The 20,533-nt window shown below is 67.8% G+C and carries 23 protein-coding genes; 14 read left to right on the top strand and 9 right to left on the bottom strand.

The annotated features are described in order from the left end of the window. Window positions 1-66: 66 nt before the first annotated feature. Entirely contained in the window at window positions 67-1,101 is a 1,035-nt protein-coding gene (locus ACWGE0_RS15900; RefSeq protein ID WP_452261622.1) for a serine hydrolase, read from the bottom strand. A gap of 50 nt (window positions 1,102-1,151) precedes the next feature. Between ACWGE0_RS15900 and ACWGE0_RS15895 the strand changes: the two genes are divergently transcribed. Both ACWGE0_RS15895 and ACWGE0_RS15890 read left to right on the top strand, forming a co-directional pair. Next, a complete protein-coding gene (locus ACWGE0_RS15895) occupies window positions 1,152-1,835 on the top strand; it encodes an SDR family oxidoreductase (RefSeq protein WP_452261670.1) in 684 nt (227 codons plus the stop codon). A 13-nt stretch (window positions 1,836-1,848) separates the two neighbouring features. Further along, window positions 1,849-2,463, top strand: coding sequence for a hypothetical protein (locus ACWGE0_RS15890; RefSeq protein WP_452261621.1), 615 nt, complete (start codon window positions 1,849-1,851; stop codon window positions 2,461-2,463). 9 nt (window positions 2,464-2,472) lie between these two features. On the opposite strand, the gene ACWGE0_RS15885 is transcribed toward ACWGE0_RS15890, so the two are convergent. Both ACWGE0_RS15885 and ACWGE0_RS15880 read right to left on the bottom strand, forming a co-directional pair. Further along, window positions 2,473-3,852 (bottom strand): FAD-binding oxidoreductase, encoded by a 1,380-nt coding sequence (locus tag ACWGE0_RS15885; protein WP_452261620.1) that lies wholly within the window; start codon window positions 3,850-3,852, stop codon window positions 2,473-2,475. 114 nt (window positions 3,853-3,966) lie between these two features. Continuing rightward, window positions 3,967-4,392 (bottom strand): MarR family winged helix-turn-helix transcriptional regulator, encoded by a 426-nt coding sequence (locus ACWGE0_RS15880; RefSeq protein WP_319968157.1) that lies wholly within the window; start codon window positions 4,390-4,392, stop codon window positions 3,967-3,969. Between the two features lie 82 nt (window positions 4,393-4,474). Here ACWGE0_RS15880 and ACWGE0_RS15875 point away from each other — a divergent pair, with 82 nt between their 5' ends. Further along, window positions 4,475-5,350: a hypothetical protein gene (locus ACWGE0_RS15875; protein ID WP_452261619.1), complete on the top strand. Its 876-nt coding sequence runs from the start codon at window positions 4,475-4,477 to the stop codon at window positions 5,348-5,350. On the opposite strand, the gene ACWGE0_RS15870 is transcribed toward ACWGE0_RS15875, so the two are convergent. From ACWGE0_RS15870 to ACWGE0_RS15860, 3 genes are read right to left on the bottom strand one after another with little or no spacing between them, the layout of a single operon-like run. Next, window positions 5,334-6,137, bottom strand: a complete 804-nt coding sequence (locus ACWGE0_RS15870; protein WP_452261618.1) for an alpha/beta fold hydrolase — start codon at window positions 6,135-6,137, stop codon at window positions 5,334-5,336. The genes ACWGE0_RS15875 and ACWGE0_RS15870 overlap by 17 nt on opposite strands. Window positions 6,138-6,148: 11 nt before the next feature. Then, window positions 6,149-6,610: a cupin domain-containing protein gene (locus ACWGE0_RS15865; RefSeq protein ID WP_452261617.1), complete on the bottom strand. Its 462-nt coding sequence runs from the start codon at window positions 6,608-6,610 to the stop codon at window positions 6,149-6,151. Beyond that, window positions 6,607-8,091, bottom strand: a complete 1,485-nt coding sequence (locus ACWGE0_RS15860; RefSeq protein ID WP_452261616.1) for a diguanylate cyclase domain-containing protein — start codon at window positions 8,089-8,091, stop codon at window positions 6,607-6,609. The genes ACWGE0_RS15865 and ACWGE0_RS15860 overlap by 4 nt, the downstream gene beginning before the upstream one ends. 136 nt (window positions 8,092-8,227) lie before the next feature. Between ACWGE0_RS15860 and ruvC the strand changes: the two genes are divergently transcribed. The 7 genes from ruvC to ACWGE0_RS15825 all read left to right on the top strand — a co-directional run bounded on the left by ruvC (window position 8,228) and on the right by ACWGE0_RS15825 (window position 14,563). Beyond that, the gene (gene ruvC / locus ACWGE0_RS15855) at window positions 8,228-8,797 is read left to right on the top strand and encodes a crossover junction endodeoxyribonuclease RuvC (protein ID WP_452261669.1); all 570 of its coding nucleotides are present in this window, start codon (window positions 8,228-8,230) and stop codon (window positions 8,795-8,797) included. Window positions 8,798-8,939: 142 nt separating this feature from the next. Beyond that, window positions 8,940-9,521 (top strand): Holliday junction branch migration protein RuvA, encoded by a 582-nt coding sequence (gene ruvA, locus ACWGE0_RS15850; RefSeq protein WP_452261615.1) that lies wholly within the window; start codon window positions 8,940-8,942, stop codon window positions 9,519-9,521. Next, window positions 9,518-10,531, top strand: coding sequence for a Holliday junction branch migration DNA helicase RuvB (gene ruvB / locus ACWGE0_RS15845; protein ID WP_452261614.1), 1,014 nt, complete (start codon window positions 9,518-9,520; stop codon window positions 10,529-10,531). The genes ruvA and ruvB overlap by 4 nt, the downstream gene beginning before the upstream one ends. A gap of 93 nt (window positions 10,532-10,624) precedes the next feature. Further along, window positions 10,625-10,975, top strand: a complete 351-nt coding sequence (gene yajC, locus ACWGE0_RS15840) for a preprotein translocase subunit YajC (protein ID WP_452261613.1) — start codon at window positions 10,625-10,627, stop codon at window positions 10,973-10,975. Between the two features lie 129 nt (window positions 10,976-11,104). Further along, on the top strand, window positions 11,105-12,892 hold the full coding sequence (gene secD, locus ACWGE0_RS15835; RefSeq protein WP_452261612.1) for a protein translocase subunit SecD: 1,788 nt from the start codon (window positions 11,105-11,107) through the stop codon (window positions 12,890-12,892). Window position 12,893: 1 nt separating this feature from the next. Next, a complete protein-coding gene (gene secF / locus ACWGE0_RS15830; RefSeq protein ID WP_452261611.1) occupies window positions 12,894-14,048 on the top strand; it encodes a protein translocase subunit SecF in 1,155 nt (384 codons plus the stop codon). 23 nt (window positions 14,049-14,071) lie between these two features. Beyond that, window positions 14,072-14,563, top strand: coding sequence for an adenine phosphoribosyltransferase (locus tag ACWGE0_RS15825; RefSeq protein ID WP_452261610.1), 492 nt, complete (start codon window positions 14,072-14,074; stop codon window positions 14,561-14,563). On the opposite strand, the gene ACWGE0_RS15820 is transcribed toward ACWGE0_RS15825, so the two are convergent. From ACWGE0_RS15820 to ACWGE0_RS15810, 3 genes are all read right to left on the bottom strand, one after another. After that, window positions 14,560-14,841, bottom strand: coding sequence for a hypothetical protein (locus tag ACWGE0_RS15820; RefSeq protein ID WP_452261609.1), 282 nt, complete (start codon window positions 14,839-14,841; stop codon window positions 14,560-14,562). The two genes, ACWGE0_RS15825 and ACWGE0_RS15820, sit on opposite strands and share 4 nt — an antisense overlap. A gap of 96 nt (window positions 14,842-14,937) precedes the next feature. Then, window positions 14,938-15,225, bottom strand: coding sequence for a hypothetical protein (locus ACWGE0_RS15815; protein WP_452261608.1), 288 nt, complete (start codon window positions 15,223-15,225; stop codon window positions 14,938-14,940). A gap of 14 nt (window positions 15,226-15,239) precedes the next feature. Next, a complete protein-coding gene (locus tag ACWGE0_RS15810; protein WP_452261607.1) occupies window positions 15,240-15,512 on the bottom strand; it encodes a hypothetical protein in 273 nt (90 codons plus the stop codon). 211 nt (window positions 15,513-15,723) lie between these two features. On the opposite strand from ACWGE0_RS15810, the gene ACWGE0_RS15805 reads away from it, so the two are divergent. From ACWGE0_RS15805 to ACWGE0_RS15790, 4 genes are all read left to right on the top strand, one after another. After that, window positions 15,724-16,944, top strand: a complete 1,221-nt coding sequence (locus tag ACWGE0_RS15805; RefSeq protein ID WP_452261606.1) for a DUF222 domain-containing protein — start codon at window positions 15,724-15,726, stop codon at window positions 16,942-16,944. An 85-nt stretch (window positions 16,945-17,029) separates the two neighbouring features. Next, window positions 17,030-17,881, top strand: coding sequence for a helix-turn-helix domain-containing protein (locus ACWGE0_RS15800; RefSeq protein WP_452261605.1), 852 nt, complete (start codon window positions 17,030-17,032; stop codon window positions 17,879-17,881). After that, on the top strand, window positions 17,856-18,032 hold the full coding sequence (locus ACWGE0_RS15795; RefSeq protein ID WP_452261604.1) for a DUF397 domain-containing protein: 177 nt from the start codon (window positions 17,856-17,858) through the stop codon (window positions 18,030-18,032). The genes ACWGE0_RS15800 and ACWGE0_RS15795 overlap by 26 nt, the downstream gene beginning before the upstream one ends. Window positions 18,033-18,154: 122 nt before the next feature. Continuing rightward, the gene (locus ACWGE0_RS15790) at window positions 18,155-20,440 is read left to right on the top strand and encodes a RelA/SpoT family protein (RefSeq protein WP_406601565.1); all 2,286 of its coding nucleotides are present in this window, start codon (window positions 18,155-18,157) and stop codon (window positions 20,438-20,440) included. The last annotated feature ends 93 nt before the right edge of the window (window positions 20,441-20,533 follow it).

Here is a 20,533-nt window from a genome sequence, read left to right as displayed (position 1 = left end):
GGCGTTGGTATGTATATATCCGAAAACCAGTGCTCTTTGGTCCAGTTTTCAGATAAATCTCAGGAATCAGCCGCCGTTGAAGAACCTGTAAACCTTTGCACTGTGTTTCGGCTTCGCGGTCGTGATCTTGATGACCGCGTCGAACATGGACCGGCCGAGCTCGGCGCGGGCCGCGACAGCCGGGTGCGTGGTGCTGAAGTTGACGTCGTTCGCGGCCTTGTCGCCGTCGAACTGGCCCGACGCGAACATCGAGTAGATCAGGATCGCGCGGTTGTCCTCGCTGAACATGATCCCGGCCTCGTTGCGGCCGTCCTCGAACCATCCGGCCTTCGTCGCGACCCGCAGCCGCTCGTTGGTCGACAGGTTGAGCCGCACGCCGTCGGTGAAGCTCGCCGTGGCACGCAGGATGTTCAGCAGGTACGCGGTGGAGGCCGGCGACAGCAACTGGCCGTCGACCAGCTTCTGCAGCAGCGTGTGCGTCTCCCGCGCCGTCGTGGTGCCGAGGAAAAACCGGTTCGGGTTCGCGACCGGGACGACCTGCGTGTGCACGAAGCCCTTGTCCCGGAGGATCTGGTTCAGTTCCAGCGCCGGCACCACCAGGCCGCACAGGCGAACCGCGGTGTTGTCCGAGACGGTGAGCAGGTTCGCCAGCGCGTGGCCGACCGTGATCTCGCTCGGGTACGCGCCGTCGAGCGCGAAGATGCCGTCGGTGTCCTGGATGACGATGGCGGCGGACACCGTGACCGTCTGGTCGAGCTTGATCAGCCCGCGGTCCACCTTGTCCAGCACGGCGACCGCGACGGCCACCTTGTTGACGCTGTAGGCCTCGACCACCTTGTCGGCGTTCTCGTCGACGGCGGACTTCGTCGTGCCGTCGAGGTCGGCGACCGTGATCAGCGACGACCAGCTGCCGCGCGCCTTCCTGGTCTGCCGGCGATACACCTGCGCCACGCGCTTGCGTGACCTCTCGGCGGTGGCCGGATAGCGTTCGATTTCGGCCTCCGCGTCTTCTTGTGCCTGCGCTGCACCGTTGGAGCCGAGCACGGCCGTCGCGGCCGCGACGGTACCCAGCCCGAACACGGACCTGCGGTTCAAAGTCATGCCGGACATCAAAACAGGCGCCCCTGACACTTCCCTGACTAGGGTTCCAGATCATGGAAAACGTCTTCGTGGTGACCGGCGCTTCCCGCGGTATCGGGGCAGCGACCGCCGCTTTGGCCGCCGACGCCGGGTATCGCGTGGTGCGGGCCTCGCGTTCGGCAGAAGAATCTGTCGGTGACCGCGGGTGGGACGCCAAATGTGACGTTTCTTCATGGGATTCCGTGCAGGACCTCATGTCGCGTGTGGAGTCGCGGTGGGGCCGGATCGACGTGGTCTTCGCGAACGCGGGCGTTTCGGTCGACACATCGTTCGTTTCCGACGCCGGTGCGAAGCCCGTCGAGTGGACCGACATGGTCGTCACGAACGTCTGTGGCCCGGCGTTCACGGCTCGTGCCGCCATGCCCGCGCTGATGCGGTCCGGCGGGCATCTGGTGCTGACCGGGTCCGCCGCCGGTCGAGGCGTCCGGCCTGGCAACCTGTACTCGGCCACCAAGTGGGCCGTCACCGGGCTGGCGCAGGCGATCCGGGCGGAGGCGGTGGAGACCGGGGTCAGGGTGACGGTGATCCAACCCGGACTCGTCGACACCGACGCGATCCCGCCGTCGCGTGTGGATGATCCGAAGCTGGAACCGGAAGACGTTGGCAGGGCGGTGCTTTACGCCGTGTCGCAGCCGTCCACTGTAGATGTGAACGAGATCTTGCTGCGGCCGACCGGACAGGCCGCACATCGCTGAGGGGGATTTTGCCGTGGAACGTGTCGTGCTCTTCGCGGTCGGTGGAGGCGGTGATCCCGTGCGCCACCAGCCGTTGCTGGACGCGTTCGAGGCTCGCGGCTGCCGGGTGATCGCGCCCGCCTTCGAACGCCTGCACCCCCAGCAGGCGACCTGGGACGACTACCTCGCGCGGCCACTCGGCCTGGTCGAGGCGCTGCGGGACGTCGATCCCGACGCCGAGGTCGCGGTGATCGGCCATTCGATCGGCGCCTGGGCGGCCCTGTGCCTCGCGGGCGCGACGCCGTGGAGCAAGGAACGCCGGCCGCTCGACGTGCCGCGCGATTCCCGCGTCAGCCGCCTCGTGCTGTACACGCCGCCCGCCGGCTGGTTCGCGGCTCCCGGCGCGCTGGACGCCGTGAAGGCGCCGATGCTCGCCTACGTCGGTGAGCTCGACGCCTTCGTGCCGGCCTCGGAGGTCGAGGTCCTGAAGTCCGCACCGGCCGAGCTCGACCTGCGGGTAGTGCCGCGGGCGGGGCACTTCAGCTTCGTGCACGTGCCGCCGCCCGGCATGGACGAGGATCCGGCGTTCGACCGCGACCGGTTCCTGGCTCAGATGGTCGACGACACCGTGGAGTTCAGCCTTCGCTGACGCGCCGCGTCAGGTGCTGACCGCGGGCTTCGCGGGCACGATGTTGTGCCAGAGGTTGAACGCGTTGCCGGGGTCGTATTCGGCCTTGATCGCGGCGAGCCGGTCGTAGTTCTCCCGGCCGTAGCCGGCGACGACGCGGTCCGCGCCCTCGTCGCCGATGAAGTTGAGGTAGACCGCGCCCGTGGTCCACGGTGCGAGCACGTCACGCAGGTGATGCGCCCAGTCCCGCGCCCGCTGGTCGTCCGCGGGGTCCTCCCACAGTCCCAGCGGATGCGCGATCCAGGGCGTGTCGCGGTTGGCCATCGGCCAGCCGTCCGCGTTGCGGGCGACCGCGCCGCCCCACGGGATCATGGCGTGCTGAGAGGGCGACGGGACGATCATCTTCCCGGCGGCGGCGCAGAACGCCTGCACCGCCTCGTCGGGCAACGACCGCAGGTACTCGGCGGACCAGTAGTTCCGGAAGCCGGGCGGATCGTCCAGCATGGACTGGAGGTCGGCGTAAGGCATGTCGGTCAGCACCAGCGCGTGCGGCTCCAGCGCCGTGAGCGGGGCGACGAGGCTTCCCAGCTCCTCGGCGTTGCCCATGTAGGTGACGAGAACCCCGCAGCAGAGCTGGCCGACGAGCTCGGCGGGCACGAACTCCTCCGGCGGCCCGGTCATGTACAGCGCGCCGCCGCCGGCCTCGTCCGGCGAGGTCTCCATGAAGTCGCGGAAAGCACGGGTCGCGGCTTCGCCCTCCTCGGCGGGCCACAGCATGAGCGCGAAGGAGAACTCCGGCATCGGGTGCAGCCGGAACGTGAACGACGTGGCCACCCCGAAGTTGCCACCACCGCCGTGTAACGCCCAGAACAGGTCGGGGTTCTCGGTCTCGCTCGCGGTCACCGTCCGGCCGTCGGCGAGCACCAGGTCGACGGCGAGCAGGTTGTCGCACGCCAGCCCGCACTTGCGCTCGATCCAGCCGGACCCGCCGCCCAGCGTCAGCCCGGCGACGCCCGTGGTGGAGACCCTGCCTCCGGTCGTGGCGGCCCCGAAGGGTTGCGCGGCCCGGTCGAACGCACCCCACGTGGCTCCGCCTCCCACCACGGCGCTGCGTCCGTCCGGTGCGATCGAGACGGCGTTCATCCGGCGCATGTCCAGCACCAGCCCGTCCTGCACGAGGCTCGCGCCCGCCACGCTGTGGCCGCCGCTGCGCACCGCCACCGGCATCCCGGCACGCTGGGCGAAAGCGAGTGCTTCTCGCACGTCGGCCGTGTTGTCGCATTGGGCGATCACCGCCGGTCTCGTCTCGATGGCGCTGTTGAACAAGGCTCGCGCGTCCTCGTACGCCTGGTCGTGCGCGGTGAGCAGGGTTCCGGAGAAGACGGCGCGCAGGCTCCCTAGGTCTGTCATGGCTGAACCTCCCTGAGTGGTGAGTTCACTCAGGTTCCGCCACCTGCGGGATTCCCGCTCGCCCAGTAAGAGTCCCCTAATAACCGGGCACGCTGCGTTTCCCGATGACTCCGTTCAGCCTTCGCTGAGCACCGCAGAACACCGCTGCAAGAGCGCGCGCAGCTGTGCGCGCTCCTCAGGCGTGAACGCGTCCGCCAGCTTCTGCTCCACCGCGACCGCGCCCTTGTCGGCCTTCCGGAACGTCGCGTAGCCCGCCTCGGTCAGCCGGTTCTCCAGGACGTTGCGCTGCCACTGGTGCGGCGTGCGCTCCACGAGCTCCATGGCGACCAGGTTCTGCAGGATCGTCGTCATCGTCTGCGGCGTCACCAGGCACAACCGGGCGAGCTCCGCCGCCGGCGCGCCGGGGTGGTCGCTGAGCGCCAGCAGCGCCGAGTACTGCGGCACCGTCAGGCCGGCCGGTCGCACCGCCGCCGCTTTCGCGGTCATCAGTTCGAGCTCGGCGCGCTTGATGTCTCCGCCGATCCGCTCACTGCTCCGCATCCGTTCATCGTATGAGTGTGGTAAGAGTATTGATAGTTATCAGGACTCTGATAGCTGTCAGGGCTCTTACTGGAGGGAAGCAATGCGCATCGCGCTTGCCGTCTTGGCGGCGTTGTTGCTGGTCACGGGTACGGCTTCGGCGGCGCCGCGGTCCATCGCGGGTTCGTCGCCGTCGCTGCACCCCGAGGGCGTGCAGTGGGATCCGTCGCGCGGCCAGTTCCTGGTCAGCTCGCTGCGCCACGGCACGGTGTCGCTGGTCAGCACGTCCGGCCGGGTCCGGCCGCTGGTCAGCGGGACCCGGATGGTGTCGACGTTCGGTGTCCAGGTGGACCGGGGCCGGTTGCTGGTCGCCTACGGGGACATCGGGCTGGGGGAACGGTCGTCGCCTGGTCAGTCGGGGCTGGGGATCTTCGACCTGCGCACCGGACGTGCGCTGAAGTTCGTCGACATTCCCAACGGTGCCAACGACGTGGCGGTCGACCCGGCCGGCAACGCCTACGTCACCGGGACTCTCGGCGACACGATCTGGAAGGTCGATCGCGCGGGCACCGTGACCGCGTTCGCCCAGGATTCACGGCTGGGTGGAGCGGCGTTCGGCAACAACGGAATCGTGTGGGATCCCAGGGGATTCCTCGTCACCGGCCACTACACGAACGGCACGTTGTTCAAGGTCACGCGTGGTCAGGTCGAGGAGCTGCCGGCGCCTCGGCTGCCGGGGGCGGACGGCCTCACGCTGACGCCGCACGGGTTGGTGGTCGTCACCAACAGCCTTAGTGCGCCTGGGAAGAACGCGGTGACCGTTTTGGACACGCGTACTTGGCAGGTGAAGTCGCAACGTGACTGGGGGACTGCACCTACTACGGCCGCACGCACGCCGTACGGGACGTACGTGTTGAGCGGCCGGGTCGACGTGTTGGTGAAGGGGGAGACGACGGACGAGTTCAGCCTCGACCGATGAACTCGACGAGCAGCCGGTTGATCTCCTCCGGCCGCTCCAGGTACCCGACGTGCCCGCAGTCGGCGACCTCGACGTAGCGGGCCGACGGGATCGCGTCCGCCACCTCGCGTGACAGGCGGGGTGGCAGGACGAGGTCGTCCGCGAAGCCGATCACCAGCGAGCGCGTGCTGATGGCGCGGTAGGCGTCCAGGCGGTGGTCGTAGTCGCTGAGGGCGAGCTGGGCCCGTTCGCCGCCGCTGAGAGCGGAGCCGGCGAACTCGTACATCTGCAGCCAGTCGCGGGCGACGATCGGGTCCGCGAGGGTCGCCTGCGAGACGTTGCGGGTCAACGAGGCCACGGCGTAGAACGACGCCGGCACTTCGACGCCCTTGTCGTGCAGGTCGCAGAGCGTGCGCGACCAGGCCTGCTGCAGCGGGTCGGCGCGGCCGGCGGTCGCCATCATCACCGCGGACCGGACCAGCGCCGGGTGCTTCAGCGCCAGTTCCTGCGTGATGCGGGCGCCCAGCGACGTGCCGATGACGTGGGCCGGGCCGCCCAGGTGCTCGATCAGCGCCGCGGTGTCGGCGACCATGTCGTCGATGGTGAAGCCGGTCGCGCACTCGGACGACGGCTTGATCCCGCGGTTGTCGAAGTACGCGACCCGGTAACCGGCCTTGACCAGCGCGGGCACCTGGTAGCTGCGCCACACGCGACCTGGGCTGCCGGTGCCCATCACCAGCACGACGAGATCGCCGGAGCCCTCGGTCTGGACGTTGAGCTCGATGCCGTTGAGCGGGACGATCGCCATGGCTGGTGATCCTAGAAGCGGCACAAAGGCCTGATCGCATCGGCGTGAGAGGGATACCGCGCGCACAGGTCGTCCGCGTGGCCGAACGACACGATGTCGTCGGTGTACGGCGGCACCACCACCGTGCCGACCAACGACCAGTCACCGTCCGGCGCGCTGCCCTGCCACACGCCCGCAGGGACGACGACCTGCGGGTTGGACGCGCTCAAGAGAGGTTGCTGCACAGTGCCGTCCGGGAAGAGCAGCAGCATCCGCAACGGCGAACCGGCGTGGAAGTTGTAGATCTCCAGGTGCTCCAGCACGTGCATGCCCGAGAAGTCGGGCTTGCGCAGCAGGTACGCGATCGAGGACACCTCGTCGGACCGGTGGGTCTGCGCGAAGTAGCCGCCCTCGACGGGAAGCTCCTGCATGTTCAACGACGAAATCAACTGCGCGGGGTCCAACTGGGCAGGGTCCAACTGTTCTGGGGTCACGTCATCTCCGGGAGCGGGGAACCGTGCACGACGACCATGCCCTTGCCGAGCCGTTTCGCCGTGTACATCGCGGCGTCGGCGGCACCGAGCACGTCGTCGGCCGTCACTGAAGGGTCGTACGAAAGCCGTTGTGCCACACCGATGCTGGCGTGCACGCGATGAACACGGCCGTGCACCTCGTGCGGGTGCGCGAGAGAGGCCAACAGCCGCGCGCCGATCTCGTCGGCGTCCCCGCCGTCGATCAGCACACCGAACTCGTCACCGCCCAACCTCGCGACGGTGTCCTCTGCCCGAACGCTGTTCTCCAGCCGTGCGGCGACATTGCGCAGAACGATGTCGCCCTCGGCGTGCCCGTGGTTGTCGTTCACGGCCTTGAAACCGTCGACGTCGATGAACAGCAGGATCAACGGCTGTGCGCGATCGCGGTCCTCCAGCGCGCGCTCCAGCCGTTCGCGGAACAACGAGCGGTTCGCGACGCTGGTCAACGGGTCGTGCGTCGCCTCGTGCCGTAGTTGTTCGCGAGAGACACGGAGCTGGTCCATCAACCTGACGTTGTCCATCATCGTGAGGAGCTGACGCACGATCACGAGACACACGACGGCGAGACCGACGTAGATCTCGACCGGGTTGAGGCGGCCGCCGGTCGCGGTGTTCCACATGATGAACAGACCGGTGATCGCGAGCGGCAGGTACGGCACGAACAGGTGCAGCAGGTCGGCCATGCGCATGCGGCCGGACGTCGGTTCGAGGTTGCGCGTCGGGGCCAGCGCGCCGAGGAAGAACAGCGCCGGGCACAGCATGAAGCCGATGTCCGCGGTCGCCGGGATCGCCGTGATGCCCTTCGAGATGTAGAACGCGAACACCCAGCCCGACGACGACTGTGCGATACCGGCCATCGCGACGAACAACATCGGCCACTGCCGCACGGACTGATGCGTCCACGACAGCACAACGATCGCCACGAGCAACACGAGGTACGCGGCGGGATGCGCGACAACTGTGGCGAAACCAGGCCCTTCAGTTGCCCACGCGCGTGTGAGCGACTCCAGTGCCGACACCCACGTCAACACGAACAGCGACCCGATCACGATCAGTCCGTCGAGGATCACGACCGTGCGGCTGCGGTAGTTCGGCAACAGGTCGTCGGCGCGGCGTTGTTGTGCCTTCACGATGACCGCGGCCAGGCACAGCACCGGTGTCATCGTGAACCCGAGCGGCGCGATCGTCGACGACGGCAGTTGCACACCCAGGATCTGCTGTCCCCAGATCCACGCCGACAGCCCGATGCTGAGGCTCGTCAACGCGGCGGTCATCCACCGGTCGCCCCGGCGCGCGTACGCGACAAGTGCAGCTACGGCAAAGAGGAGCTGCACGACCTTGTCAATCGCGAGGCCGATTTCACGCGGCGCGGCGAGGGCCGTGAGGATGGTGACCGTCATGACGGTGCCGACGCCCCCCACGACGAGCCAGAACCTCTTCACCGCATCTCCCGTGATCGAAACCCGATCACCGTAGTGAGGCGGGCCTGGACTTGTCGAACCGTGTCGGTGCGAGTCCCCTCGAGGTGCACCGGATATGGTTCGAACTGTTGTTCGTTCAGCGATGCGGGGAGCTGTTGTGCGGGTGTTCGGGGTCGACCCCGGTCTGACCAGGTGCGGCTTCGGCGTGGTCGACGGCGGGCCCGGCCGGGTCGTGCGCGCGGTCGCCGTCGATGTCCTGCGCACGCCCGTTGACGCTCCGCTGTCCGTGCGGCTGCACGAGCTGTACATCGGCGTCTGCGAGTGGCTCGACAAGTACGAGCCCGAGGTCGTGGCCATCGAACGGGTCTTCGCGCAGCACAACGTCCGCACCGCGATGGGAGTCGCGCAGGCGTCCGGAGTGGTGGCTTTGGCTGCCGCGCAACGGAACCTGCCGGTCGAGTTCCACACGCCGTCCGAGGTCAAGGCCGCCGTGACGGGGTCGGGCCGCGCGGACAAGGCGCAGGTGACGGCGATGGTGACGAAGCTGCTCGGCCTGAAGGTGGCACCGAAACCGGCGGACGCGGCCGACGCGCTGGCCATCGCGATCTGCCACCAGTGGCGCGCGCCGATGCGCTCGCGGCTGGAGGAGGCGCAGGCACGGGCGGCCGAGCTGGCCCGCGTGCACAAGGCGAAGCTGGCCGAGGCGGCCCGGCGGAGCGCAACGTGACGACCGTGGCGGCCAACGAGCCTCCGATGAGTGCGATGGCTTCAGTGCGGGCCGAAATTGTCGGTGCCGGCTGGAAGAATGAAATCAAGGGGTCCCCTTCGCGAGGGGACGCCTGCGCGAGCGTGAAGTCCGGAGGAACCAGGTGATCTCGTCACTGCGCGGCCAGGTGCAGCACGTCGGCCTCGACCACGCCGTCGTCGAGGTGGGCGGTGTCGGGTTCGCCGTCCAGATGACCCCGACCACGCTCGCCACCCTGCGCCGCGGCGAGGAGGCCAGCCTCGCCACCACCCTCATCGTGCGCGAGGACAGCCTGACGCTGTTCGGGTTCGCCGACGCCGAGGCCCGCGAGCTGTTCTCACTCCTGCAGACCGTCAGCGGCATCGGCCCGCGCATCGCCCTGGCGACGCTCGCCGTGCTGGAACCGGACAAGCTCCGGCACGCGCTCGCCGAAGGCAACATCACCGTGCTGACGCAGGTGCCGGGCATCGGCAAAAAGGGCGCGGAACGCCTCATCATCGAGCTCCGCGACAAGGTCGGCGCCCTGCCCGCACCCACCACGCCCGCGCACAGCCAGACGCGCGACCACGTCGTCGAAGCGCTGCTCGGCCTCGGCTTCCCGGCCAAGTCGGCAGAAAGCACCGTCGACAGCGTGCTCGCGGACAACCCGGACCAGTCCACGTCCGCCGTCCTGCGCAGGGCGCTCGCGACCCTGGGGCGCAAGTGACCGAGGACGAGCTCAGCCCGTACGAGGCGCCCGCCGAGCGGGACGTCGAGACCACGCTGAGGCCCCGTGACCTGCACGAGTTCGTGGGTCAGCAACGCGTGCGCGAACAGCTCGAACTGGTGCTGCACGGCGCCATGCGACGGGGGACCGCGCCGGACCACGTCCTGCTCAGCGGCCCTCCCGGCCTGGGCAAGACGTCGCTCGCCATGATCATCGCCAAGGAGCTGAACAGCGCCATCCGCATCACCAGCGGTCCCGCGCTCGAACGCGCCGGCGACCTCGCCGCGATGCTGTCCAACCTGGTCGAGGGCGATGTCCTGTTCATCGACGAGATCCACCGGATGGCCCGCCCGGCCGAGGAGATGCTGTACCTCGCGATGGAGGACTTCCGGGTCGACGTCGTGGTCGGCAAGGGCCCCGGCGCGACCAGCATCCCGCTCGACATCGCGCCATTCACGCTGGTAGGAGCCACGACGAGGTCCGGAGCGCTCACCGGGCCGCTGCGCGACCGGTTCGGCTTCACCGGCCACATGGAGTTCTACAGCGCCGACGAGCTCGATCTGATCGTGAAGCGCAGCGCGAAGATCCTCGGCGTCGACATCGACGTGGACGCCGCCATCGAGATCGCCGGCCGCTCCAGGGGCACCCCCCGGATCGCGAACAGGCTGCTGCGCCGCGTGCGGGACTTCGCCGAGGTCAGGGCCGACGGCAGAGTGACGGAAGACATCGCGAAGCAGGCCCTCGAGGTCTACGACGTCGACCAGCTCGGCCTCGACCGGCTCGACCGCGCCGTGCTGAGTGCGCTGGTCAAGAGCTTCAACGGGGGACCGGTCGGGGTGTCGACGCTCGCCGTCGCGGTCGGTGAGGAGCCGACCACGGTGGAAGAGGTGTGCGAACCGTATTTGGTGCGGGCTGGCATGCTGGCCCGGACACCGCGCGGCCGAGTGGCGACGCCGGCCGCGTGGTACCACCTGGGGCTGGAGCCGCCCGCCGGTGATCAACTGTGGTGACCTGGCACAATCGGTGAAAGCACCTGGACATATCGGACGTGCGTCGAGGCATGTCCACTTGATCGGAGAATGATGGGCAACCTTTCGTCTTTGATGTTCCCGCTGCTTCTGGTTCTGCTGGCGGTGCCGCTGTTCCTCAGCGCGCGCAAGCAGAAGCGGGCGATGGCCGAGCAGAAGAACCTGCAGGACTCGCTTGCTCCCGGCGACAAGGTGATGACCACGTCAGGCCTGTACGGCACCGTCGCCGACGCGAGCCACGACACCACCATCGACATCGAGATCTCCGAAGGTGTCGTCACGCGCTGGCTGCGCGCCGCCATCCGCGAGAAGGTCGCCGAGACCGACGAGGCCGTGGTCGAGAAGACCGACGACGACGTTGAGGAAGAGGTGCCCGCGGCCACCGCACAGGTCGCTGAGCCCCTGGACCACAGCGCCAAGAAGTAATTGCATACGCTCGCACTCCTGGAGTTGGCAACTGTGAACCCCGCCAACTCCAGGTAGTGACGCGCAGCTCACGCGGCGCGCGTTACGCTGCGCGCTCGGAAACCATAGCTACTAGGAGACGGACGGATCGTGGCACCTCCGGCCGGGCAAATTCGCCCTGCGAAGTATTTGGCGGGTTTTGTCCTCATCGTGGTCGCGCTCTACGCCCTGGTGTTTCTCACCGGGAACGGTTCGGCCAAACCCAAGCTCGGAATCGACCTCCAGGGCGGCACTCTCGTCACCCTGACCGCGCGTCAGGAAGACGGCGCCCAACCGAGCGAGGAAGCGCTGAACCGGGCACGTGACCTCATCGAGGTGCGCGTCAACGGTCTCGGTGTCTCCGGTGCCGAGGTCGTGCGAGACGGCAACAACCTGGTGATCACCGTGCCGGGCGCGGACAGCGAAGGCGCGAAGGGCCTCGGCCAGACCGCCCGCCTCGCGTTCCGCAAGGTCATCGGTCAGCCGGTCCCGGCGGGCACGCCGACCGCTCCGCAGACCTCGTCGAGCGGCACGCCGTCGAGCAGCGCGAGCACGCCGCCGTCGACTCCGCCGAGCCAGAGCGCGGGCACCCCCTCGTCGAGCAACGCTCCGCAGGGCCGCCCCGCGCCGAACCTCGCCGCGCAGCCGTCCAGCACGCCGCCGAGCAGCAGCACCGCTCCGTCGAGCACCGCGCCGAGCACGCCGCCGGCCCCCTCCAACGTCGACCCGAAGGTCGCGAAGGAGATCCAGGAGGCCAAGGCGCTGCGCCAGGCCACGGACCCGCAGATCCTGCAGCAGGCCGCGATCATGCTCGACTGCACGCAGCCCGACCCGCTGCGCGGCAACGACGACCTCGACAAGCCGCTCGTCACCTGTGACGAGAAGGGCGAGTTCAAGTACACGCTGGCTCCGGTCAACCCTCCCAAGGAGGACACCCAGACCAAGCCGGACGACTACACGAACTACACCCGCCTCACCGGTGAGGACATCAACAACGCCGCGGCCAACAACAACCCGAACGGCACCGGCTACGTCGTCAACCTGGACTTCAAGTCCGACGGCGGCTCGAAGTGGGCCAAGTTCACCTCGGCCAACGTCCAGCAGGCCGTCGCGGTCGTGCTCGACGGCGAGGTCATGTCCGCGCCGAACATCCAGTCGGCGATCGAGGGCGGCTCGACCGAGATCAGCGGCAAGTTCACGCTGAAGGAAGCCCAGAACCTCGCGAACACGCTGAAGTACGGCGCGCTGCCGCTGTCCTTCGACTCGTCCGAGGCGCAGACGATCTCCCCGACGCTCGGCCTGCAGTCGCTCAAGGCGGGTCTGATCGCCGGCGGCATCGGCCTCGCGCTGGTGTTCGTCTACTGCATGTTCTACTACCGCCTGCTCGGCATCCTGACGATCCTGTCGCTGGGTCTGTCCGGCCTCATCATCTACGCCGTGCTGGTCCTGCTGGGCCGCATGATCGGGTTCACCCTCGACCTCGCCGGCATCGCAGGCTTCATCGTCGCCATCGGTATCACAGCCGACTCGTTCATCGTCTTCTTCGAACGACTGAAGGACGAAGTGCGTGAAGGCCGCACGTTCCGCTCGGCCGTGCCGCGCGCGTGGGTTCGCTCCCGCCGCACGATCCTGAGCGCCGACGCGGTCAGCTTCATCGCCGCCGCCGTGCTGTACATCATCGCGGTCGGCCAGGTGAAGGGCTTCGCGTTCACCCTGGGCATGTCGACGGTCCTCGACCTCGTGGTCGTGTTCCTCGTGACGCACCCGCTGGTCGCGATGGCCTCGAAGTCCAAGTTCCTGTCCAACCCGAAACTGTCCGGACTGGGCGGCGCCCTGCGCGAGGGTGCGTCTCACCGCGCGGGCACGTCCGGCAAGACCGCTGCCGTGAAGGAGGCCTGACATGAGCAACGTGTTCACGCGCCTCTATGTCGGCAACGGCGCTTTCGACATCGTCGGCAAGCGCATCCGCTGGTACATCACCTCGAGCATCATCCTGCTGGTGTGCATCGGTTCGATGGTGTTCAACGGCTTCAACCTGGGCATCGACTTCAAGGGCGGCACGAAGATCTCGATGCCGTCGGTGTCGGAGTCGAGCCAGACCATCACGCCGGCCTCCGTCGAGGACGCGTACGCGAAGGCACTGCCCGGCAAGAAGCCGAACGCCGTGCAGGCCGTCGGCTCCGGTGCCAGCGCGACGATCCAGATCAAGTCGCCCGCGCTGAACATCGGCGAGGTCGCGACCCTCAAGACGGCTCTGGCGCAGGACACCAAGCCGCAGGGCGGTCAGGGCGCCATCTCCGACAGCGCCGTGTCCGCGTCCTGGGGCGGTGAGATCAGCGGCAAGGCCCTGTGGGCCCTGTTCTGGTTCTTCGTCGCGGTGACCGCGTTCCTGGCGTTCTACTTCGAGTGGCGGATGGCCGTCGGCGCGCTCGTCGCCGTGTTCCACGACGTCATCATCACCGCGGGCGTGTACTCGCTCATCGGGTTCGAGGTGACGCCGGCGACGGTGGTCGGTCTGCTCACCATCCTTGGTTTCTCCCTGTACGACACGGTCGTCGTGTTCGACAAGGTCAAGGAGAACACCCGGGGCCTGCTGGGCCTGACCCGCCGCACCTACGGCGAGGCCGCCAACCTGGCGCTGAACCAGACCCTGATGCGCTCGATCAACACCTCGCTGATCGCGTTGCTGCCGGTCATCGGCCTGCTGGTCGTCGGCGTCGGCATCCTGGGCGTCGGCACGCTCCAGGACCTGGCGCTCGTGCAGCTCGTCGGTATGTTCATCGGCGCCCTGTCGTCGATCTTCATCGCGACGCCGGTGCTGGTCGACCTCAAGATGCGCGACCCGAAGTACATCTCGCAGGCCAAGCGCGTGGCCGCCCGCCGCGCCAAGGCCGCGGGTCCCCAGGTCGCCGAGGGCATCGAGTCGGTGGACGACGAAGCGCTGTCCTCCGACCTGCGCAAGGAAGAGGCGATGGCCGCCGCCGCGTCGGTGCCTCACCGCACCGCCAAGGCCGCGGACTCGCGCCGCCGCCCGACCGGGAAGCGTCAGCGTTGAAGTTGGATCGTGCTCTGGGACTGATGCGTGAGGTCCCCGACTTCCCCAAGCCCGGGGTCGTCTTCAGGGACCTCACGCCCGTCCTGGCCGACCCGGACGCCTTGCGCGCCATGGTCGACGCACTTCAGGACAAGATCGACGACAGCACCCAGGTGATCGCCGCCATCGAGTCGCGCGGCTTCCTCCTGGGTGCTGCCCTGGGCTACGGCTGGCGCTACGGCGTCGTGCCGCTGCGCAAACCGGGCAAGCTGCCGGTGGTCGCCGACTCCGAGTCCTACGACCTGGAGTACGGCAAGGCCTCGCTGGAGCTGCCCGCGGACGCGATCCATCCGGGACAACGCGTCGTCGTGGTCGACGACGTGCTGGCCACCGGTGGCACCGCGGAGGCCGCCTGCAAGCTCGTGGAGCGGGCGGGCGGCATCGTGACGGGTGTGTCGGTGGTGCTGGAGATCGCGGCTCTGGGCGGTCGCTCACGGCTCGCGGGCCGCGAGGTCAGCGCGCTGCTCGCGGTCTAGCCCGGCGACGTGATCAAGCCGATCACGATCGCCACCGCGATGTAGATCGGCACCGTGAACGGGATCAGCGTCCACGCCTTGAGGCGCCTCCTCAGCAGGATCAGCCACGTCACGGTCGTGGTCACCGCGAACAGGATCCCGCCGTCGACCAGCGCGGGCACCACACCGTCCCAGCCGGTCCGCGTGTTCAGCGCGCCGACGATGGACCGGGCGACGATCACGAGGTACCAGATTCCGGCACCCGCTGCGACGTGCAGAAATGGCGTGCCTTCTCGCACGGGTCGCGTTGTTGAACGTGGTGGCGATGCGGACGGATTCGGCTGCATTTGGTCCCCCCAGACCTGTCGTCGACTCACGACGAGTCACCAAGCATGTCAGAGGGGTGGCGCGGCCGTCACGAACCTGGCTGCGACGACGACCGTCAGCGCCCACAGGAAGTAGAAGATCGGCAGGCCCAGCAGGATCAGCCGCCACGCCTTCATGCCGCCGTGCGCGACTCGTAGCAGCGCCACCGAGGTGCCCAGCCATGGCACAACGCCGAGCAGCAGGGTGCTGAGCACGTTGTCGCCCCACACGTTGAGCAGGACGATCGCGGCGTACCAGATGCTTGCGAACGCCAGGCATTGCCAGTACGGGCGGTGAACGTGCGTGTGCTGCTCCATCGCTGCCGATCCTCTCAGGCCGGCGGTGGTGCGACGAAGGCGGCGCCGATGGTCACGAACACCAGCGTCACGAGCGACGCGGGCGCGGTCACCACGGCGATCTCCCACAGCTGCGGCGCTTTGGCCCGGCGCAGCACCAGCCAGCTCAGCGCGGTCGCGACCAGCCAGCCCACGGACGAGCCGATGATCGACCTCGGATCGATGTAGTCCGGGTCGTCGAGGGCCAGGTACGCCATCGTGCCGAGCCACACGAGCGTCATCGCGGCGCACCAGAGCAGTGTCCTCATGGTCGTGATTCTCTCAAGTGGATTCAATGGCGTCTTCGCCGACCTGGGTTTGCGCGTGTGTGCATTTTTGCCGTGTAGGTAGTTGTGTCCGTTGTGCACGTCTAGAGAGGTGCGCGATAACGCATCGCACAGTGCTTGATCAAGTAGATTCACTCGAACGTGAACCCGCTGACGTGCGTTTACGTCGTGATCCTGCGGTAATCTCGAACGCATGAGCGAACCGGACTTCCGCCTCCTGTCTACCGACGAGCTGCTCGATGCAGTCGTCGGAGACGTGGTGGAAATTCGCGTTCTCGAGCACGCGATGATGCAGAAGATCGCCGAACTGGAAAGGCGTGGCGCTGCGGCCGATTTGGGATACAAGAATGTGTCTCAGATCTTGCGGCACGCGGTGCGGTGGGACCTGAAGACCGCGCGGCAGTGGGTCGCGCGGGCCGAGGTGCTCGCTCGTGACATCACGCCGACCGGGTCGGTGCTGGAGCCGGAGTTGCCCGTCACCGCCGGCGCGGTGGCGGAGGGCGTGCTGTCAGGCGAGCACATCTCGGCGGTCGCCGAGGTGATGAAGGACCTTCCGCCCGAGGCGGAAGAGCACGTGGTCGGGTTCGCGCGGGAGCACGAGCCGAGTGCGGTGCGCTCGTTCGGCAAGGAGCTGGCGTACCGGCTCCACCAGCAAGACCCGGAGCCGCGCGAGTCCGAACCCCAACCGCCGGTCAACCGCCTGCGGATGCAGTGGAAGGGCGACCAGCTGGAGATCTCCGCCAAGCTGGACAAGGTCACGGGTGCCAAGTTCGAGGCGATGATCGACCCGCTGGCCAAGCCCCGCCCGACCACGCCGGAGGAAGGCCCGGATCCGCGCTCGCGTGCCGAGCGCGAGGGTGATGCCTTCGCCGACCTCGTGGACCTGATGCTGCGCGCCGATCGGCTGCCGGAGCACGGCGGTGAGCCGGTCACGCTCACCCTCACGATGGCCTACCAGGACCTGGTGCAGCAGATCGGGTTCGCGACCCTGGACAACCGCGAACGCATCCCGGCCACGCTGGTCCGCCGCCTCGCCTGCAACGCGGGAGTCATCCCAGTGGTCCTGGGCGGCAGGTCCGAGCAGACGAACATCGGCCGCAAAGCCCGCACCTTCACCGCCGCGATCCGCCGCCTCCTCGTAGCCAGAGACCAGGGCTGCGCCTTCCCCGGCTGCGACCGGCCGCCCAAACACTGCGACGCCCACCACATCAGACACTGGTCCCAGGGCGGCGAGACCTCAGTCGACAACGCGGTGCTGCTGTGCCGCCACCACCACACCTTGATCCACCAAAGCGATTGGGAGGTGAAGTTGCTCCATGGGATCCCCACCTTCATCCCACCCTCATGGCTCGACCCTGCCCGCACCCCCAGAACCAACACCGCTCACCGCGACAGCTGGCACCTCGCCGGCTAGCGCCCCCGAGACCAGTACTGCGACCAGCCGTTTCCACCCAAAGGAGAGAGTTCGTGGAGCAGGGCCAATCCCTACGGTCGTTCGCATGACTGCGATCACCTCCACCGCCTACAGCCGCGACCTGGGCGACGAGTTGCGGCGCCTCCGCGAGAAGTTCACGACGTTGACCGGCGCCGCCTTCGCCGAGGAACTCGGCTGGGACCCGAGCAAGGTGTCGAACATCGAGAAGGGCAAGGCGCGTGCGAGCGAGATCGACCTGGTGCAGTACCTGATGACGTGCGGCCGCGACAGCAACTACTTCGAGGCGTTCCGCGACCGCTACCGCTACGCCTTCGACGCGTACGTCGCGCTTGTGCCGGACAACCTGCGCACGCTGGCCCTAGCGGAGGCGCAGGCGAAGAAGATCACTTGCTACGACGTGCTGTCGGTCCCCGGCCTCATCCAGATCCCTGAGTACGCGCGAGCCTTGCTCACCACTGGTCGCAACACGCCGGAACAGCTGGAGAGGGGCTTCAAGTCCCGCATGGAGCGGCAGGCCGTCATGCGGCGGCCGAATCGGCCAGAGTGCATGTTCTACGTGCACGAACTGGCCCTTCAGCTCCAGGTGGGCGATGAGCGCATCATGGAGGAGCAGTACCTCCGCATGCTTTTCCACACTCACGGCCTTCGGATTGTGCCGATGTCCGCTGGTCCAGCAGTGATCAGGATGTCCGCGCGAATGCTCTTCAGCTTCGAGAAGCTGGTGCCCGTCGCATACAGCGAGACCGACTTGGCCAGGGTCTTCGCGCACGACGGCGCCGCCATCGCGGAGAGCCGGGAGTTCTTCAAGTGGTTGGATACCGTCGCCTTGGATGAGGGACAATCGCGGAGCTTGCTGGCGAGCTACGTCAGCAGACTCCGAAAGGACTCCGATGAGCCACGAGCGGAGCTGGCGTAAGGCCTCCTACAGCAGCGGCCAGCACGACAGCGCGTGTGTGGAGGTGTCCCTCGAGCGCGACGCGCTTGTGCGTGACTCGAAGGCCACTCGGGGTGACGTGCTGGCCTTCTCGATTCAGGCCTGGCGGGCGTTCGTGGTGAGCGTCGCCTGATCGGCCCAGCAAAAGTTTGGTCGGCGTTCACCGTGTGAGCTGTGCCGCTCAGCGCGCCATCGGAAGTTTCGTCAGCGTAAACGCGTTATCCTCGGTACTCGCGAGACCCGAGGAGCGTGGGGTTGAGTCAAGACACCGAACCCGCTGCGACGGTTGTTCAACCGTCGGCGACCCGGCGTGTGCGCGCCCGCCTTGCGCGGCGTATCACCGCCCAACGTGCGGCCCCGGTGAAGCAGGTCCTCGAACCTCTCGCCGCCGCGCACTACGACCTCCATCCCAAGGCCGATCTGGCGCTTCTGCAGCACGCATATGACGTTGCCGAGGAGAAGCACCGCCCGCAGCGCCGCAAGTCCGGCGACCCGTACATCACCCACCCGCTCGCCGTGGCGACGATCCTCGCCGAGCTGGGCATGGACACCACGACGCTGGTGGCAGCGCTGCTGCACGACACCGTTGAAGACACCGATTACTCACTGGGGCAGCTGAAGGACGACTTCGGCGAGGAAGTCGCTCGTCTCGTCGACGGCGTCACGAAGCTCGACAAGGTCAAGCTGGGGGCAGCGGCCGAGGCCGAGACCATCCGCAAGATGGTCATCGCGATGGCGAAGGACCCGCGGGTTCTGGTCATCAAGCTCGCCGACCGGCTGCACAACATGCGCACCATGCGGTTCCTGCCGCCCGAGAAGCAGGCCCGCAAGGCGCGCGAGACGCTCGAAGTGCTCGCGCCGCTGGCCCACCGCCTGGGCATGGCGACCGTGAAGTGGGAGCTGGAGGACCTCGCGTTCGCGATCCTGCAGCCGAAGAAGTACGACGAGATCGTCCGCCTGGTCGCGAAGCGCGCGCCGAGTCGCGACACGTACCTGCGGACCGTCGTCGACGAGCTGAACGGTCAGCTGGAGGCCGCGCGGATCGTCGCGAAGGTCGAAGGGCGGCCGAAGCACTACTACTCGATCAACCAGAAGATGATCGTCCGCGGCCGCGACTTCGACGACATCCACGACCTCGTGGGTGTGCGGATCCTGGTCGACGAGGTGCGCGACTGCTACGCCGCGATGGGTGTCGTCCACGCCGCCTGGCAGCCGATGCCCGGGCGGTTCAAGGACTACATCGCGCAGCCGCGGTTCGGCGTGTACCAGTCGCTGCACACGACCGTGATCGGTCCCGACGGCAAGCCTCTCGAGGTGCAGATCCGCACCTCGGAGATGCACCAGCGGGCCGAGTACGGCATCGCGGCGCACTGGCGCTACAAGGAGACCAAGGGCACGCACAACGGCAAGTCCGTCGAGATCGACGAGATGGCGTGGATGCGTCAGCTCCTCGACTGGCAGCGGGAAGCCGCGGACCCCGGTGAGTTCCTGGAGGGCCTGCGCTGGGACCTCGCCGCGCGCGAGATCTTCGTGTTCACGCCCAAGGGTGACGTCGAGACGTTGCCGACGGGCTCCACGCCGGTCGACTTCGCCTATTCCGTCCACACCGAGGTCGGTCACCGGTGCATCGGTGCCCGCGTGAACGGTCGCCTGGTCGCTCTGGAGCGCAAGCTCGAGAACGGCGAGGTCGTCGAGATCTTCACCTCCAAGGCGGAGGGTGCCGGTCCGTCTCGTGACTGGCTGTCGTTCGTCGCTTCCCCGCGCGCCAAGGCGAAGATCAAGCAGTGGTTCGCCAAGGAGCGCAAGGAAGAGGCGATCGAGCAGGGCAAGGACGCGATCACCAAGGAGGTCCGCAGGGTCGGTCTGCCGATCCAGCGCCTCGTGTCGGTCGACTCCATGCAGGCCCTCGCGAAGGAACTGCACTACCCGGACATGAGCGCGCTGTACGCGGCGGTCGGCGAGGGTCACACCTCGGCCCGGCACGTCGTGCAACGCCTCGTGGCCCAGCTCGGCGGTGTGGACCACGCCGAGGAGGAGCTGGCCGACCGCGCCACCCCGTCCACGGTCACCCGGCGCCGCCCCACCGGCGACGCGGGCGTGATCGTCAAGGACGCGGGCGACGTGTGGGTGAAGCTCGCCCGTTGCTGCACTCCGGTGCCGGGCGACGACATCCTGGGCTTCGTGACGCGTGGTGGCGGCGTGTCCGTGCACCGCACCGACTGCACGAACGCGGACGAGCTGCTGAAGTCGCCGGAGCGGTTGCTGGACGTCGAGTGGGCCCCGTCGGCCTCCTCGGTGTTCCTGGTGGCCATCCAGGTGGAGGCGCTCGACCGGCACCGGCTGCTCTCGGACGTCACGAAGGTCCTGGCCGACGAGCGGGTGAACATCCTGTCGGCGTCGGTGACGACGTCGAGGGACCGTGTGGCCGTCTCGCGCTTCTCGTTCGAGATGGGTGATCCGAAGCACCTGGGACACGTTCTGAAGGCTGTGCGGAGCGTTGAGGGCGTCTACGACGTCTACCGCGTGACCTCAGCCTCGTAACCGGCAGACGGAACCAGCAGACGGAAAAGGCCCCCGGATCGCTCCGGGGGCCTTTTCTCGGTGTGCTGTGTTCGCGGGGCTAGCTCGCGGCCA

Source organism: Lentzea sp. NPDC054927, assembly GCF_053610285.1.
The sequence above is the reverse complement of the archived record's forward strand: the minus strand, read 5'-3'. Positions and strand labels throughout refer to the sequence as shown.

Coding starts and splice junctions, on each gene's coding strand:
- ACWGE0_RS15810 (WP_452261607.1), bottom strand. CDS start 15,512: ATGAGGACACTGCTCTGGTGCGCCGCGATGACGCTCGTGTGGCTCGGC.
- ACWGE0_RS15825 (WP_452261610.1), top strand. CDS start 14,072: ATGCGTGAGGTCCCCGACTTCCCCAAGCCCGGGGTCGTCTTCAGGGAC.
- ACWGE0_RS15900 (WP_452261622.1), bottom strand. CDS start 1,101: ATGACTTTGAACCGCAGGTCCGTGTTCGGGCTGGGTACCGTCGCGGCC.
- ACWGE0_RS15885 (WP_452261620.1), bottom strand. CDS start 3,852: ATGACAGACCTAGGGAGCCTGCGCGCCGTCTTCTCCGGAACCCTGCTC.
- ACWGE0_RS15875 (WP_452261619.1), top strand. CDS start 4,475: ATGCGCATCGCGCTTGCCGTCTTGGCGGCGTTGTTGCTGGTCACGGGT.
- ACWGE0_RS15805 (WP_452261606.1), top strand. CDS start 15,724: ATGAGCGAACCGGACTTCCGCCTCCTGTCTACCGACGAGCTGCTCGAT.
- ACWGE0_RS15815 (WP_452261608.1), bottom strand. CDS start 15,225: ATGGAGCAGCACACGCACGTTCACCGCCCGTACTGGCAATGCCTGGCG.
- ACWGE0_RS15870 (WP_452261618.1), bottom strand. CDS start 6,137: ATGGCGATCGTCCCGCTCAACGGCATCGAGCTCAACGTCCAGACCGAG.
- ACWGE0_RS15795 (WP_452261604.1), top strand. CDS start 17,856: ATGAGCCACGAGCGGAGCTGGCGTAAGGCCTCCTACAGCAGCGGCCAG.
- secF (WP_452261611.1), top strand. CDS start 12,894: ATGAGCAACGTGTTCACGCGCCTCTATGTCGGCAACGGCGCTTTCGAC.
- ACWGE0_RS15880 (WP_319968157.1), bottom strand. CDS start 4,392: ATGCGGAGCAGTGAGCGGATCGGCGGAGACATCAAGCGCGCCGAGCTC.
- yajC (WP_452261613.1), top strand. CDS start 10,625: ATGTTCCCGCTGCTTCTGGTTCTGCTGGCGGTGCCGCTGTTCCTCAGC.
- ACWGE0_RS15800 (WP_452261605.1), top strand. CDS start 17,030: ATGACTGCGATCACCTCCACCGCCTACAGCCGCGACCTGGGCGACGAG.